We start from the raw sequence: 15,026 nt of genomic DNA, 5'->3' as shown, positions 1-15,026 counted from the left end.
CTCGAACCGGTGGGCGGCGGCGCGCTCGGTCGTCCTGCTCTCCTCCACACAGGCGTACTCTGAGACGGGTTCTGGGATAGCGTTGTTCGGACCTCATACCTATGGAAATCGAAATCGCGACAATCGGCGGCTACGAGGAAGTCGGGCGGCAGATGACGGCGGTGCGCGCCGGAGACGACATCGTCGTCTTCGACATGGGCCTGAACCTGTCGAAGGTCCTCATCCACGACGACGTCCGCACGGAACAGATGCACAGCCTCGACCTCATCGACATGGGCGCCATCCCGGACGACCGCGTGATGAGCGACCTCCAGGGTGACGTCAAGGCTATCGTCCCCACGCACGGCCACCTCGACCACATCGGCGCCATCAGCAAGCTCGCGCACCGCTACGACGCACCCATCGTCGCCGCGCCGTTCACGATCGAGCTCGTCAAGGACGAGATCCAGGACGAGAACAAGTTCAACACCGAGAACGACCTCGTGAAGATGGAAGCCGGCGAGACGATGCCCATCGGTAACTCTGGCGAACTCGACCTCGAGTTCGTGAACGTCACGCACTCGATCATCGACGCCATCAACCCGGTGCTGCACACGCCCGAGGGTGCGGTGGTCTACGGGCTCGACAAGCGCATGGACCACACGCCCGTCATCGGCGACCCCATCGACATGGAGCGGTTCCGCGAGATCGGTCGCGAGGGCGAGGGCGTCCTGTGTTACATCGAGGACTGCACGAACGCGAACAAGAAGGGCCGCACGCCGAGCGAGAGCGTGGCGCGCGACCGACTGAAGGACGTCATGTACAGTCTCGAGGACCACGACGGCGGCATCGTCGCGACGACGTTCTCCTCCCACATCGCTCGCGTCAAGAGCCTCGTCCAGTTCGCGCGAGACATCGACCGCGAGCCGATACTGCTCGGGCGGTCGATGGAGAAGTACTCCGGGACCGCGAAGCGGATGGGCGGCGTCGACTTCCCGGACGTCGAGATGTACGGGCGACGTCAGGGCATCGAGCGGACGTTCCAGCGCATCATGAACGAGGGGAAGGAGAACTTCCTGCCGGTCGTCACCGGCCATCAGGGCGAGCCCCGCGCGATGCTGACGCGGATGGGTCGCGCGGAGACGCCGTACGAACTGGACGAGGGCGACAAGGTCATCTTCAGCGCGACGGTCATCCCGGAGCCGACGAACGAAGGGCAGCGCTATCAGTCCGAGAACCTCCTCTCGATGCAGGGCGCGCGCATCTACGACGACGTCCACGTCTCCGGGCACCTGTCGCGAGAAGGGCACTACGAGATGCTGCAGGCGCTCCAGCCCGAGAACGTCATCCCGGCCCACCAGAACATGAAGGGGTTCTCGGGGTACGTCGAGCTCGCCGGGAACCAGGGCTACAAGCTCGGCCGCGACCTCCACGTGACGACGAACGGGAACGTCATCCAGCTCGTCGACGAGTAACCGCTCTCGACTCGCCGAGTTCACGCGTTCGTCACAAGAGCCGGTATCACAACTACCATGCAACCCGGCGTCGCAGTTCCGGGTATCAGGTGGAGTCCTAATGGAGAAACGCGAATACACCGACGACTATCCCGAGAAGACGCTGTACATCCCCGGTCCGACCGAGGTCCGCGAGGACGTCGTCGAGGAGATGGCGCAGCCGATGTTCGGGCATCGCATGGACCGGATGACGGACCTGTACACGACCATCGTCGAGGATACGAAGGAGTTCCTCGGAACGGACAACGAGGTCGTCATCCTCACGGCGTCGGGGACGGAGTTCTGGGAGGCGTCGACGCTGAACCTCGTCGACGAGAACATCCTCGTTCCGACGTGCGGGAGTTTCAGCGAGCGGCACGCGAACGTCGCCGAACGCCTCGGGAAGGACGTCGACCGCCTCGAGTACGCGTGGGGCGAGGCCATCAAGCCCGAGGACGTCCGCGCCGAGCTGGAGGCGAGCGACGACGGCTACGACGTCGTCGCGACCGTGATGAACGAGTCCTCGACCGGCGTCCGGAACCCGATCGAGGCGATCGGTGACGTCGTCGCGGAGTACCCGGACACGTACTTCGTCGTCGACGCCGTCAGCGCGCTCGGCGGCGACCACGTCGACATCGACGCGCACGGCATCGACGTCATCTTCGCGTCCACGCAGAAGGCGTTCGCGATGCCGCCGGGGCTCGCGGTGTGTGCGGTGAGCGACGAGGCGTACGAGCGCGAGGTCGAGAAGGACTCCGCGTCGTGGTACGGCGGCTTCCAGCGCACCATCGACTACTACGAGCGCAAGGGGCAGACGCATTCGACGCCCGCCATCCCGGTGATGCTCGCGTACCGCAAGCAGATGAAGCACATGCTCGACGAAGGCCATCAGGAACGCAGCGACCGTCACCGGGAGATGGCGGAGTACACTCGCGAGTGGGCTCGCGAGCACTTCGACGTGTTCCCGGAAGCTGGCTACGAGTCCCAGACGGTGTCCTGTATCGAGAACACACAGGGTATCGACGTCGCCGCGACCATCGAGACGGTGAGCGACGAGTACGACTACGTGTTCTCGAACGGCTACGGGAGCCAGCTCGGCGAGGAGACGTTCCGTATCGGCCACATGGGCGAGCACGACCGCGACTCCATCGAGCGACTCACGGACGCCATCGAGGACGTCGCCGGCCTCTGAGCTGCAGCGAGCGTTCGCGGTCGGCCCCGACCCGCGACGCGGCCGCCGTCCGTCACTCCGGTTGGTCCCGCCCGGGGTCCTCGGGGTCGTCGATCCAGTTGTAGCACCGGAACTCCTCGCGGTCGGTCGTGAGGGCTTCGATGGGGACGAACCCGCGACCGCCGCGGGCGCCGACCGCCGGCTTCTCGGGGTCGTCGGCGACGAACATCGCCTTCGCGTTCAGCGTCACGGTGACTTCGAGGTCGCCGCTGTGGTCGTCGTCGGGGTCGAACGACATCGCGACGTCCTTCGCCCCGACACCGAACCGGACGTGACCGTCCGGGGACTCGACGGCGACGTCGTGACTCGCCATCGCACCCGCGAGATCCGACAGCCACGACGACAGCGTCTCCCGGTCGACGTCCCGGGAGAGGTCGAACGCACCGTCGGCGTCGACCGACCCGTCGTCGAACGCGAACGTCGGATACACGAGATCGTCGGGTGGGAGGGCGTGGTCGCCCGGTTCCAGTGGGTTGCCGTCGACGTCCGTGGCTGCGTCCTCGTCGACGTCTGTCGCTACGTCCTCGTCGTCCGCGGTCCCGCCGGTATCGCGGTCGGTCATCGCGACGCGTCGCGGTCGGGACCGCGGTCCGCATCGGCTTCGTCTCCACGAGCACCCCGGTCTCGGCGGACGCACGACGTCGATTCCATCGACGCGAACCTCACGCGCGACGGTCAAGAAACGTTCGCTCGCGGTCGGCGGGGCCGCGTCGACGTCGGGGGTGACGGGAGGCGTTCGAGCGCTCCGAAGTCACTCCCCGTCTCGGTCGCCTCACCAGTCGAGCCCCTGGGATTCGCTGGGTGGGGCGAGCGGACTCGTCGGGAGGTCGTCGCTCGGCTCGGGGTCGTTGTACGCCTTCGGTGCGACGTCGTTCGGCGCGTCCGGGTAGAACAGCGACGCGAGCGCGTGGAGGTGCTCGCGGCCGACGTCGAGCTCGAACTGGCCGCCGCCGTACATCTCGATGCCGTGCTCGCGACAGTACTCCAGCGTGTCGAACAGCGCCTCCACGGACCCGAACCGCGACGGCTTGACGTTGAGTGACTCCGGCTCCCACGGCAGTTCCTCGACGGTCTCGACGCTCCGGATCGGGTAGTCCCACGTCACGCGCTCGACGTTCGATTCCAGGAGCGGTCGCGTCTCGTCGGTCACCTCGGGGTCCTCTATCAACGCCTCGGGGAACCCGTCGACGATTCGCTCGTACAGCTCCGGGTCCGCGGGCTGGTCGACGGTCGTCCCGTGGTACTGGCCCTTCAGGTCGAGCGTCCGCACCGCCTCCGTCGCCGCGAGCCGGTCGACGACGTCGTCGGTCCACTCGCTCGTCGGGTCGAGCTTGAACTCGAGGTCCGGGTCGCGGTCGAGCCACTCCAGCACGCGGTCGCCCGTCGGCGGCTCCTCGAGGCGCGTGCTCACGACGAACCGGACCGGGTCGTACTCGCGGTCGAGGCGCTCCGCGAGGTCCGTGTCCGCCTGCCGGAGTGCGAGGTCGAGCGCCGCACTCTCGAACGCCCACTGGCGGTAGTTCCGGAATATCGGTTGACCGGGTTCCCCGCCGAAGAACAGGTCCGCGTCGCCGAGATGCGCCGAGAACGAGTCGAGCGTGTACTCGCCTGCGAGCGCGAGGTTCGTGCCGACGTCGTGGAACCGCTCGTGCGCCTCCGTCTCGTACGTGACGTCCTCGCCGCGACCCGTCTCGCCGTCTCCGTGCAGGACCACGACCGTCGAGGCGCGCGTGAACCCGCTCGACGTGTCGCGCTCGAACCACGCCAGCTCGTAGTCGTCGATGCGGACGTCCAGGTCGGCGACGTGCTCGTACAGACGCATACGCTCGCTACGCGCACCAGTGAAATAAAGCTGGAGGGTGCGAGCGGCCGACGTCAGCGTGCACCGAGTGCGTCGGCGAGGTCGTCGCCGAGGGCCGCGATGGCGCCGCGAGCACGGTCGACGCCGGGCATCGTCAGGAACCCGTGCGGCATGTCGTCGTAGTTCACGTACCGGGTCGCGACGCCGTCGCGGACGAGCCGTTCGGCGTACGCCCGGCCGCCGTCCCGGAGCGGGTCGAACCCGGCGGTGACGACCGTCGCCGGCGCGACCGCGGACAGGTCGGCGGCGTTCGACGGATCGGCGTAGGGGTTCCGGCGGTGGACGTCGCTCCGGTAGTAGCAGTCGCCGAAGAACTCGAGGTCCGCCTCGGAGAGCACGATACCGGTGTGGTCTCGGACGGACGCGGCGTCCCCGTCGATGCCGACGCTGGGGTAGACGAGCGCCTGGTACGCGAGGTCCGGTCCGCCCTGCTCGGCGGCCATGAGCGCGGTCACCGCGGCGAGGTTCCCGCCCGCCGAGTCGCCCGCGACCGCGAGGTCGCCCGTCCCGGCGAGCACGTCGGGGTTCGTTCCCGCCCACTCGACGGCGGCGTACGCGTCCTCGACGGCGGCCGGGAACGGGTGCTCGGGCGCGAGCCGATAGTCGACGGAGAGCACCGCGCACTCGCTCTCGCGGACGAGGTGCCGACAGACCCGGTCGTGGGTCTCGACGCTCCCGAACACGAACCCGCCGCCGTGGAAGAACACGACCGTCGGCGTCCGTCCCGCGACGTCCGGCCGGTACAGGCGCGCGTCGACGTCACCGGCCGGCCCGGGAATCGCGAGGTCGACGGTCGCGCCGACCGGCGGCGGATTCCGGTTCCTGGCCCACATCACCGGCTTCGTCAGCACTCTGGCGAGCCGTACGCCGAGGCGACTGTGTGGGAGCGGCATGCGCTCCTGCCGTGCGACCGCTGCCCGCGCCTGTGGGTGCATCTCGTCGGCCTGCATCACCTTCGACTACGACCAGGGACTGGAAACCGATTGCGTTCGGGATGGCGCGCTCGGCCACTCGCGAGGAACGCGAACGTCCGCGAACCGACCCGGACTGCCCCCGACCCCCCACGCCAGCAACCCCCACGGCGCAGAACCCCATCACCGCGCCGCGGCGCAGTGAAGCCATTTGTTCGCCAGAAACTCCGTTGGACGGGAAGTCGAACCGCGAGGCCCGAACTACCGTAACGGCGGGCGTCACGTTGGTGGGGATTCGTCGTCCCGGGGTGGGATTCGTCGTACCGGGGTGGGATTCGTCGTACCGGGGTGGGATTAGTCGTCCCGATGGGCACGGACGAACGCGCGACGCAGGACGGTGAGTAGCACGTACGTCTCGTATTTCTGTGTCCGACAGTGGTCGCAAGGTTGTATCGCGGCGGTGACTTCCTCGATCGTGTCGTCGTATTCCTCGGTCAGTGTCGCGAGTGCCGCTTCGATCTGTGGCTGGACAGCGTCGGTCATCTCCTCGATGGCTGGCTCGGACGACTCTGGGAGCGAGTAAGAGAGGACGATCGTATTCGCACCATAATATTTCGTCGTCCCACCACGCCCTTCCTCGAATCGAACGACGTCTACGAGCCCCGCGTCACGGAGTTCGTTGATGTGATGACGGACAGTGTTCTCGGTGCGCTCGATTCCCCTGTCTGCAAGCCGTTCGTGGACGTCACTCGCGGTCAGCGCGTCGTCTGCGAGGATGTCGAGGACCATCGCTCGCATCGGTTCGTCGATCGCGTCGGACACCCGCGTGTCGCGGACGGCGATGTCGTCGAGGTGAGAATCGGTATCGAACGCACTCATGGGTGAATCGAGACCGTGCGCGGTGATAAGTATTGACGACCGCTCACGTGTGTCGACCTGAGCGAATTCGGACGGCGAACCGGTCGAAGCCCTATATGGGTCATTTGTCCGTTCAAACGGCTCATTCACACGTTCAAACATATCATCTAAAAAATACTTTAGGGGGCGTGGGTGCTACGTTGAGATGTAATGAACGAAACGACCCAATTCCGCGTCATGGACTTCGACTGCCCGACCTGCGCGAGCACTGTCGAACGCGCCCTCTCGAACGTCGAGGGCGTCGAGGACGTCGAGGTCCACTACTCGACCGGTCGCGTCGAAATCCACTACGACGACAACGTCGCCGACCCCACCACGTTCGAACAGACCATCGAGAATCAGGGTTACACGCCCCAACCCGCCTGAGGAGGAACGTCATGGACACCCAATCAGTCACGAAGTACTACCGCAGACACCGGAAGGCCACCATCGTCGCACTGAGTGGCCTCCTCTACGCCGGTGGCTGGAGCCTCGGCTACCTCACTCCCCTCGATACCGCGAGCGCCGCGGTCCTTGTCCTCGCGGCACTCGTCGGCGGGTACGACATCGCCAGGACCGCCTACCACGAGATCAGAAGCCGAACGCTCGGCATCAAGACGCTCGTAACCCTGGCCGCCGTCGGCGCGATCGTCATCGGGTCCTACTGGGAGGCCGCCGCGGTGGTCTTCCTGTTCGCCCTCGGCTCCTACCTCGAGGGACGGACGATGCGCAAGACGCGCAACGCCCTCGAGGAACTGCTCGAAATGACGCCGGACACGGCGACGGTTCGCCGCGACGGCGAGCAGAAAGAGGTGCCCGCCCGCGAGGTCGCCGAGGGCGAGATCGTCGTCGTCAGGCCCGGCGAGAAGATTCCCGTGGACGGCGACGTCGTCGATGGGGAGAGCGCCGTCAACCAGGCACCGGTCACCGGCGAGAGCGCGCCGGCCCACAAGGCCGACGGCGACGAGGTCTACGCGGGGACGATCAATCACGAGGGGGCGCTCGACGTCCGAACGACCGGTGCCGGGTCGGATACCACGCTCCAGCGGATCATCCGCCGCGTCGAAGCGGCCCAGGAGGCCCAGTCGCCGACGGAGAGTCTCATCGACCGCTTCGCGAAGTACTACACGCCGGGCATCATCGCGCTGTCCGTCGCCGCCTACGCCCTCACGCAGAACGCGACCCTGTCGCTGACGCTGCTCGTGATCGGCTGCCCGGGCGCGCTGGTAATCGGGCCGCCGGTCAGTATCGTCTCAGCGATCGGTAACGCCGCTCGGAGCGGAGTTCTCATGAAGGGCGGCGAGCACCTCGAACGGGCCGGCAAGATCGACCTCGTCGCCTTCGACAAGACGGGCACGCTCACGAAGGGCGAGACGGCAGTCGCCGACGTTGTAGGGTTCGATACCGCTGCCAGCGACGTACTGGAACTCGCGGCCATCGCCGAGAAGAAAAGCGAACACCACCTCGGCGACGCCATTCTCGAGGCGGCCCAGGACCGCGAGGCAGCCGTGACCGATGGAGGGCCGACGGCGGTCGGGACGGATGCCGACTCGGTGGCCACGGATGCAGGGTCACTCCCTGACCCGGACGACTTCGACGTGGTCGTCGGGAAGGGCGTCGTCGCCCAGTACGGCGGCCGCGAGATCGTCGTCGGAAACCGTGCGCTGCTCGACGAGCGCGGAATCGACCTCCCGGACGACGTCGCTGCGTATGTCCGGGGGCGCGAGGAACGTGGCGAAACCGCGGTCCACGTCGTCCGCGACGGCGTCGTCGTCGGTGCCATCGCGCTCCGGGACGAACTCCGCGAGGCAGCGCCCAGCGTCATCGCCCAGCTGCAAGACGTGGGTATCGAGACGGTGATGCTCACCGGCGACAACGAACGCACCGCTCGCGCGGTCGCCGAGGAGGTCGGCATCGACGACTACCGCGCGGAACTGCTCCCCGAGGACAAGCAGACGGTCATCGAGGAGCTCCGTGAGGCGGGGCAGGTCGTGGCGATGGTCGGTGACGGCATCAACGACGCGCCGTCGCTGGCGACTGCCGACGTCGGTATCGCGATGGGCGCCGCCGGCACGGATACCGCCATCGAGACGGCGGACATGGCGCTGATGGCCGACGACCTCGAACGCATCCCCTACGCGGTGACGCTGAGCAAGGCGACGCGGTGGAACATCTCCGAGAACGTCGGGCTTGCCGTACTGACGGTGACGCTCCTGCTGGCGGGCGTCCTGACGAGCTACGTCACGCTCGCGCTCGGGATGCTCGTCCACGAGGCCAGCGTCCTCGCGGTCATCCTCAACGGGATGCGCCTCCTGCGCCACTGAACAGCACCGAACCACTGACGAAACCGCAAACGACTCACCATGTCAGAGAACACGACTCCGACCGACACGAACCGCACCGACTCGAACCTGGCCGTCGAATACGACGTCGAACCGCTCCGGCTCCGCGACCCCGTCGCAGAAGCACTCGCGGTCCTCGAACCCGGGGACCCGTTCGTCATCACCTACGAGGACGTCGTGAAGGCCGCGGGCCACTCCTGTCCGACAGCCGCGGGTGCCTATCGCATCGTCCAGTCCGGCCTCGACGCGCTATACCCCGACGACCACCCTGTCCGGAGCGAGGTCGAGGTGCGCGCTGCGGGGCCGCGCGACGACGCCACGTACGGCGTGATGGGGCGTCTCATCTCGTACGTGACCGGCGCCGCCCAAGAGGACGGCTTCGGTGGGCTCGCCGGCGGGTACGGTGACCGCCAGAACATGCTGACCTTCGATGCGTTCGCTCCCGACAGTGCCGACCCGACGTTTCGCTTCCACCGGACTGACACCGACGAAACCGTCGAGGTGACCTACCACGTCGGCGACGTTCCGGACGGCGGACCAGCACTCGGCAACCTCCAACAGATCATCGAGGGAACAGCGAGCGAAGATGACCGAGAGCTGTTCGGCGACGTGTGGCACAGCCGCGTCCAGAGTGTCCTCTCCGAGGACTCGCTATTCACCGTGACGACCGTCGAATCAGAAGCCGGAACCGGCTCTGGTGAATCGCCGGGCAGCGGCGGCTTCGACAGTCAGAGCTAGGGAACTGAGGCGGGAAACCGCGGGTGACCGGTATCGAACAGTTTCACTTCACGGAGAGAGCGGTCCGATTAGTCGAAACCGTTGTTGGTGGCCGACCACGCCATCGTCTCGGTTGAGCGTCTCCCAGTTCACGCGGCTGTCAAGCCCTTCCAGATTCCTCTAACAGGTACGGAATGTTCGCCCGGAACACTAACGACCGACGTCATCCCTGGCGGCGTGCCGAGTCTGCCGGGAAACCCTCGTGCCGGGCGGGCCGTACGCGGCCAGCGGGCACTCTCGTGCCGGTATGTTGCATGCCCGGGTTCTCCGCACCGTCATCGCACCCGGTTGCCGGGTCTACTGGGGCGGGGACTGAGGCACGCGTTCGAGCCTTCGCCGGGTGCGCGGGTATGTCTTGCGGGTCGAGTACGTCCCGCTGGACCCGTCCGCATCCGCGTGCTCGTCCTCGATTCACTCGACGACCGGGACCTCCCACGCGAGCACGAGCGCGGAACCGACGACGAGGACGCCGCCCGCCACGGCGAGCGCGTACAGCGGCGAGACGGCGTCGGAGATGACGCCGCTCCCGAGCTGGAACGGGACGACCGCCAGCCCGCTCACCATCGCCATCGCGGAGAGGACGGTCGCGCGCCCGACGGTATCGATACGGTCGTTGACGTACTGGCCCGCGAACGACCGCGTGACGTCCGCGAGCCCCCTGGCGAACAGGAACGTCGGCAGTGCGAGGACGGGCACGAAGTACATCGCCAGCAGCGCGCCGCCGACGACGAACGGCAGGACGACGAACCACGTCCGTATGCCGACGCGCTCGCGGATAGCGCCCGCGTGGTAGCTCAGGACCGCCCCGAGGAGGCTGTACGCGGCGTAGAACCACCCGACGAGGGACTCGACGCGGGACGGCGGGACGCCGAGGTCGACGACGACCGTCTCGAACACCGGCTGGAGGAACACGAACACGAGGTAGGTGACGGCGGCGTACAGGACGTAATAGTAGACGACGAGCGCGCGGACGTTCCGCTGCGCGAGCGCGCTCCGCACGATGCCGAGGACCCGACGCAGTCCGAGAGCGTCGGTGTCCGTGTCCTGGTACGTCGCCGTGTCGTCCATCGTCAGGAGGACGACCGCGCCGACGGCGGTGACGCCTGCGGCGACGAACCACGGGTAGGAGAGGTCGACGCTCCCGAGGTACCCGCCGAGAACCGCCGCGCCCGCACCGACCGCGAGTGACACGGACTCGCCGCGGCCGCGGACCGACGCGAACGCGTCCTCGGAGATGTCGTCGGTGAGCGTGTCGTACAGCCACGCGTCCTCGCTCCCCGACCGGAAGTTGTACCCCATCGACCAGACCGCGTACAGCACGAGGAACGCGGGGAACGAACTCGCCAGCCCGATGCCGACGAGCGTCACCGAGATGACGGCGGTGCCGACGAGCAGACTGTTCCGTCGACCGACGCGGTCGCCGACGTACCCCGTCGGTATCTCGCCGACGACGGTCGTCACGTTGTACGTCGCCTCCAGGACGGCGATCTGCGTGAACGACAGGTCCTGCGTGAGCAGGAACAGGTACATTATCGGCCGGTAGAACTCGACCGCCTTCGTCGCCTTGTACGCGTAGTACTTCAGCACGCTCGGCGGCGTCCCGTCGAGCGGGGCACGCGACGACGACTCGGTCATCGACCGGTTGGTTCCGGAACCGGGTTGAATTACGTTCCGTTAATACCCACCCGCGAAATCGTAATATCGGCCGTCGCCGAGGGCCTCTCGAGTCGGACGCCTTCGGTCAGGCCAGCACGTGCGGGTACCGGAACTACCGGTCAAGTCGACACGTCCAGATTCCAGAACTACCGGTCAAGTCGACACGTCCAGGTTCCGGAACTACCGGTCAGGTCGACGCGTCCAGGTGCTTGAACTCCCAGTCGTTCGTCCACGCTCGCCAGGCGCGCTCAAGCATCGGCCTGCTCCCGAGCATGTTCGCGACCAGGACCGGGTGGCGTGCGAGGCGCGCGAACGCCTTCCGCGGATTCCGGTCGACGTCCTCGACGTCGATGCCGGAGACGGCCTCCATGACGCCCGAGAGGATGTCCGGGCGTCCGTCCTCGAGCGCGCCGCGGACGACGTACGCGAGCCGGTACTCGTCGCGGAGCCGCGCGTACAGCGCCTCGGGGTACGCGTCGAGCGCCCCCGCGTCGGCGTGCGCCGCGGCGAGGTACGCGGACTCGATGGCCTGGGAGATGCCCTTCCCCGTGAAGCGGTTCGCGATACCGGCGGCGTCGCCGACGCGCACCACGCCGCGTTCGGGGAGCCACGTCCGCTCCGGGTCCAGCGACGGCCCCCTCGGTATCGTGTACACGTTCGCCTGCTCTCGGGTCGGCACCGGCCAGTCGTTGCGCTCGCACGCCGCCTCGAACGCCGCCATGTAGCTGTCCGGCTGGCGGTCCTGCGCCCACCCGATACCGACGTTCGCCCGCGATTCCGACTTCGGGAACACCCACGAGTACCCGAGGTAGTTCTCGAACACGATGCGCGAGTCCGGGTAGAGGTCGGAGAAGTCGCCCTCGACGTCCGCGTTCAGCGCCGTCATCGCGCCCGCGTACTCCGCGGTCGCCCCCTCTATCTTGCTCGCGAGCGAGGGCTGTCCGGTCGCGTCCACCACGAGGTCGTGTTCGTCGCACAACGCTTCGAACTCGGCCTTAGACACGCCGGTGTTCTCGCGGACGTCCACGCCGTCGTCGCGGAGGCTCGCCGCCCACGCGCGCTCGACGAGCGAACGGTCCGTGACGTACGCTCGCGACGCCGGGAACCGACCGGTCCCGGCGAGCTCGCGGTCGTCGACGTCCCCGGTGAACACCTGCACCTCGAACGTCGGCGTGTCGTTCGCGAACCCGTTCTCGGGCGTCTTCTCCAGGGGGATGCGGGTGACGTCCGTCATCGCCTCCCCGCAGTTCACGCGCTTCTCGTCGAACGACTGCCGTTCGAACAGCGTCACGTCCCAGTCGAGGCGCGAGAACGCGTGCGCCGCCGCGAGCCCCGCCATCGCACCGCCGACGACCGCCACCGACCGGTCGCCACCGCCGACGGCCGCACCCGACGACCCGCCGGTCCCGCCCCGGGTCGCTCGCACCTCAACGTCAGCGCGGAACGCGTCGAAGGGGTCGCGCGCTCCGTCGTCCGTACTCATACCTCGTCAGTTCGGAGGCCCGCAGTAAAAGCCGTCGCACCGCGGCACGCCACCGCGGGTGTCGTCACCGTCGACTCCCCGTGGCACCGGCGACCGTTCCCCGGCTCAGACCGTGTACTCGTCCTCGGTTATCTGCACGTAGCCGTCCTTCTTCAGCGAGCGCTTGCGCCACTTGTACTTCGCGAGGAGCTTCAGTGCACCCGGGCCGGCGCCGAGGCGACGCGACAGCAGTTCGCCGTCGGCGCCGTCGCCGAGCATCCGGCTCGCGAGGCTGAACGTCCGGTCCCAGTCGTCGGGCTCGTACTCGGCGACGAGGTCCGCGAACGCGACGTTCCGGATGAGCTCCGTCCCGATGGCGCTGCGCCACTCGTCGTTATACCGCTCCAGGGAGTCCGTCGCGGCGAGCTCGCCCGCCAGCTTCCCCGAGCGCACGGCGACGTGATAGCCGCCCTCGTGGAACGCGCTCGTCGTCCCCATCGCGCCGCCCGCGACCGCGATACCGGCGCCGACCGGCGAGTCGATGGGGCGCGTCGACGAGATCGGGTACGTCTCGGTCCCGCCGGACTTCCCGCGGTCCTCGACGCGCGGGAAGTCCTCCTCGATGTCGTACTCGTCGCCGTACACGCGCTCCAAGAGCCGAGAGATGTACTCGCCGGCCTTCGGGAGGCGCTCGTCGTCCGGGTCGAGCAGGCGGTAGCCTTCGGGGTGCTCGACGTCGTCGAGCGTCATCCCGATCGGCATCGTGAGGCCGACGCGCGCGACGTTGCCGTCGTTCGGGAACACCCACGGGTACGCGGTCTCGCCGGGCATCCACCCCCACCAGAACTTCAGGCGGTCGTCCTCGAACGCGCCGTCGGGGAACTCGCGGTGCTCCTGGTACGCGATGTGGTTCGCCGTCGGCGGCGACATGACGTCGCTCGCGGCGCGGTGCGCCGGGAGGAACGCGTCGAGGACGCCCATCGACACCTGGCGTTGCGGACCGTCGGCGAGCACCACGTAGTTCGCCGCGACGTTCTCGCCATCGGCGAGTTCGAGGGTGTGACGGTACTCCGCGTCCAGGTCGGTGTCGACGCCGCGAACGGACACGCCGACGTCGTACGTCGCACCCGCTTCCTCGGCCTGCTCGCGGAGGAAGTCGTCCATGCGAGCGCGCTGGAACGTGTACCCGAACCGGTCGTAGCTCGACTCGATACCGGTCGCGTGCATCGTCGCGGTCTCGGTCGGCCCGATGAACTGCACGCAGTCGAGCTCCTGCAGGACGACGCCGTCGGGGAGGTCGGCGGGGTCGATGTCCATGATGTCTATCCAGTAATCGAGCATCCCCGCGGCGTCCGTCGAATCCGGTCCGAGGCCCTCCCGGTCGGCGCGCGGCACGCCCTTCTCGAGGAGGAGGGCGTCGGCGCCGTTGCGCGCGGCTTCCCACACCGCGCTCGTCCCCGCGGGCCCGCCTCCGACGACGGCAACGTCGACACGCTTCATACGCCAACACCGGAGGGGCCGGGATAATAAACGGTCCGAACCGCGGTCGCTATCGCGCGCCGTGGTGCGGTCGCTCGCGACGCGCGAACCGTCGGTGTCGGGTGCGTCGACGTGCTACCGGAGCGGGTCCTGGGGCGGGTGGATGACGTCGTAGCCGCCGTCGGTGCTGGCCGCGGGGGCGTCGGTCACGGAGAGGATGGCCCAGTCGTAGTCGGGCTTGTCCGCGAGGAGTTTCTCCCGTAGCGAGTCGGCGGTGTCCTCGGGCGTCACGAAGCAGCGGAGGTCGCCGCCGGTCGGGGTCTCGGGCACGTCACGCGTCGGGTTCACGTGGACCGTCTTCCAGTCTCGCTCGGCTCGGAACTCGCCGGCGGCGTCGGTCACGTCGTAGCCCAGGCCGCGGAAGATGGTCTTCGCGCGCTCGTGCAGGTTCTCGGTCGTGGTACCAGAGACCATTCGATACGTGTTATCACACAGCGCAGTCTTAAAGTTGTCGTATAAACAGGTCGGCGGGTTCGAAGGCGGAGACGGCGTCGAGCATCCGTCCTCGACGGTCAGGGCCGTGATAGCTTCGAGGTGCGGTCGCGGCGTCGCAGTCACTCGTTCGACCGACGTCCACGGGGTCGCGCTCACTCGTGGGCGGCGTCCCACTCCGTCGGTTTCCGGAAGTTCCCGCACTCGTTGCACTGGATGCGGCCCATCGAGTCCATCGCGTTGTCGAACGTCGAGCAGTTCGAGCAGAACCAGCCGTACTTGCGTTCGCCGTCGGTCGTCCGGTACACCACCATGAACGGCGCCTTCGACCCGCGGTCGCCCTCCGTCGTCGAGACGTACACCGTCTCGCCCTCGTCGGTCTCGTGGGGGTCCAACTCCATGCTTCACCGAAGTCGACGCCGCGACTTAGTGCTGTTCGTCCCCGA

The 15,026-nt window shown here is 67.7% G+C and carries 14 protein-coding genes; 5 read left to right on the top strand and 9 right to left on the bottom strand.

What is annotated here, in order from left to right; genetic code table 11:
• Positions 1-101 precede the first annotated feature (101 nt).
• Entirely contained in the window at positions 102-1,454 is a 1,353-nt protein-coding gene (locus SM754_RS12090; RefSeq protein WP_323676492.1) for an RNase J family beta-CASP ribonuclease, read from the top strand.
• 100 nt (positions 1,455-1,554) lie between these two features.
• Positions 1,555-2,664 carry a pyridoxal-phosphate-dependent aminotransferase family protein gene (locus SM754_RS12085; RefSeq protein WP_323676491.1) on the top strand — a complete coding sequence of 370 codons (1,110 nt, stop codon included), beginning with the start codon at positions 1,555-1,557 and terminating at the stop codon, positions 2,662-2,664.
• 52 nt (positions 2,665-2,716) lie between these two features.
• Here SM754_RS12085 and SM754_RS12080 read toward each other — a convergent pair whose 3' ends face one another.
• From SM754_RS12080 to SM754_RS12065, 4 genes are all read right to left on the bottom strand, one after another.
• Complete coding sequence (locus SM754_RS12080; RefSeq protein ID WP_323676490.1) at positions 2,717-3,265, bottom strand: hypothetical protein; 549 nt, start codon at positions 3,263-3,265, stop codon at positions 2,717-2,719.
• Between the two features lie 210 nt (positions 3,266-3,475).
• Entirely contained in the window at positions 3,476-4,525 is a 1,050-nt protein-coding gene (locus SM754_RS12075; protein WP_323676489.1) for a hypothetical protein, read from the bottom strand.
• A 53-nt stretch (positions 4,526-4,578) separates the two neighbouring features.
• A complete protein-coding gene (lipP1, locus tag SM754_RS12070; RefSeq protein WP_323676488.1) occupies positions 4,579-5,514 on the bottom strand; it encodes a LipP1 family hormone-sensitive lipase in 936 nt (311 codons plus the stop codon).
• Between the two features lie 315 nt (positions 5,515-5,829).
• Positions 5,830-6,354 (bottom strand): winged helix-turn-helix domain-containing protein, encoded by a 525-nt coding sequence (locus tag SM754_RS12065; protein ID WP_501993786.1) that lies wholly within the window; start codon positions 6,352-6,354, stop codon positions 5,830-5,832.
• A 189-nt stretch (positions 6,355-6,543) separates the two neighbouring features.
• Here SM754_RS12065 and SM754_RS12060 point away from each other — a divergent pair, with 189 nt between their 5' ends.
• Genes SM754_RS12060 through SM754_RS12050 form a run of 3 tightly spaced genes read left to right on the top strand, consistent with a single transcriptional unit; the run spans position 6,544 to position 9,452 of the window.
• Positions 6,544-6,759 carry a heavy-metal-associated domain-containing protein gene (locus tag SM754_RS12060; protein WP_323676486.1) on the top strand — a complete coding sequence of 72 codons (216 nt, stop codon included), beginning with the start codon at positions 6,544-6,546 and terminating at the stop codon, positions 6,757-6,759.
• 11 nt (positions 6,760-6,770) lie between these two features.
• Positions 6,771-8,696, top strand: a complete 1,926-nt coding sequence (locus SM754_RS12055; RefSeq protein WP_323676485.1) for a heavy metal translocating P-type ATPase — start codon at positions 6,771-6,773, stop codon at positions 8,694-8,696.
• 39 nt (positions 8,697-8,735) lie between these two features.
• Positions 8,736-9,452: a hypothetical protein gene (locus SM754_RS12050; protein WP_323676484.1), complete on the top strand. Its 717-nt coding sequence runs from the start codon at positions 8,736-8,738 to the stop codon at positions 9,450-9,452.
• 450 nt (positions 9,453-9,902) lie between these two features.
• Here SM754_RS12050 and SM754_RS12045 read toward each other — a convergent pair whose 3' ends face one another.
• The 5 genes from SM754_RS12045 to SM754_RS12025 form a co-directional block, all read right to left on the bottom strand.
• Positions 9,903-11,126, bottom strand: a complete 1,224-nt coding sequence (locus tag SM754_RS12045; protein WP_323676483.1) for an MFS transporter — start codon at positions 11,124-11,126, stop codon at positions 9,903-9,905.
• Between the two features lie 208 nt (positions 11,127-11,334).
• Complete coding sequence (locus tag SM754_RS12040) at positions 11,335-12,630, bottom strand: NAD(P)/FAD-dependent oxidoreductase (RefSeq protein ID WP_323676482.1); 1,296 nt, start codon at positions 12,628-12,630, stop codon at positions 11,335-11,337.
• A gap of 105 nt (positions 12,631-12,735) precedes the next feature.
• Positions 12,736-14,109, bottom strand: coding sequence for an NAD(P)/FAD-dependent oxidoreductase (locus tag SM754_RS12035; protein WP_323676481.1), 1,374 nt, complete (start codon positions 14,107-14,109; stop codon positions 12,736-12,738).
• A 114-nt stretch (positions 14,110-14,223) separates the two neighbouring features.
• Complete coding sequence (locus SM754_RS12030) at positions 14,224-14,562, bottom strand: DUF7116 family protein (protein ID WP_323676480.1); 339 nt, start codon at positions 14,560-14,562, stop codon at positions 14,224-14,226.
• Between the two features lie 173 nt (positions 14,563-14,735).
• Positions 14,736-14,981, bottom strand: coding sequence for a DUF5816 domain-containing protein (locus tag SM754_RS12025; RefSeq protein WP_323676479.1), 246 nt, complete (start codon positions 14,979-14,981; stop codon positions 14,736-14,738).
• Positions 14,982-15,026: the final 45 nt, after the last annotated feature.

Origin of the sequence: Halorubellus amylolyticus (genome assembly GCF_034808145.1) — an archaeon.
Taxonomy (GTDB): Archaea; Halobacteriota; Halobacteria; order Halobacteriales; family Natrialbaceae; genus Halorubellus.
The sequence above is the reverse complement of the archived record's forward strand: the minus strand, read 5'-3'. Positions and strand labels throughout refer to the sequence as shown.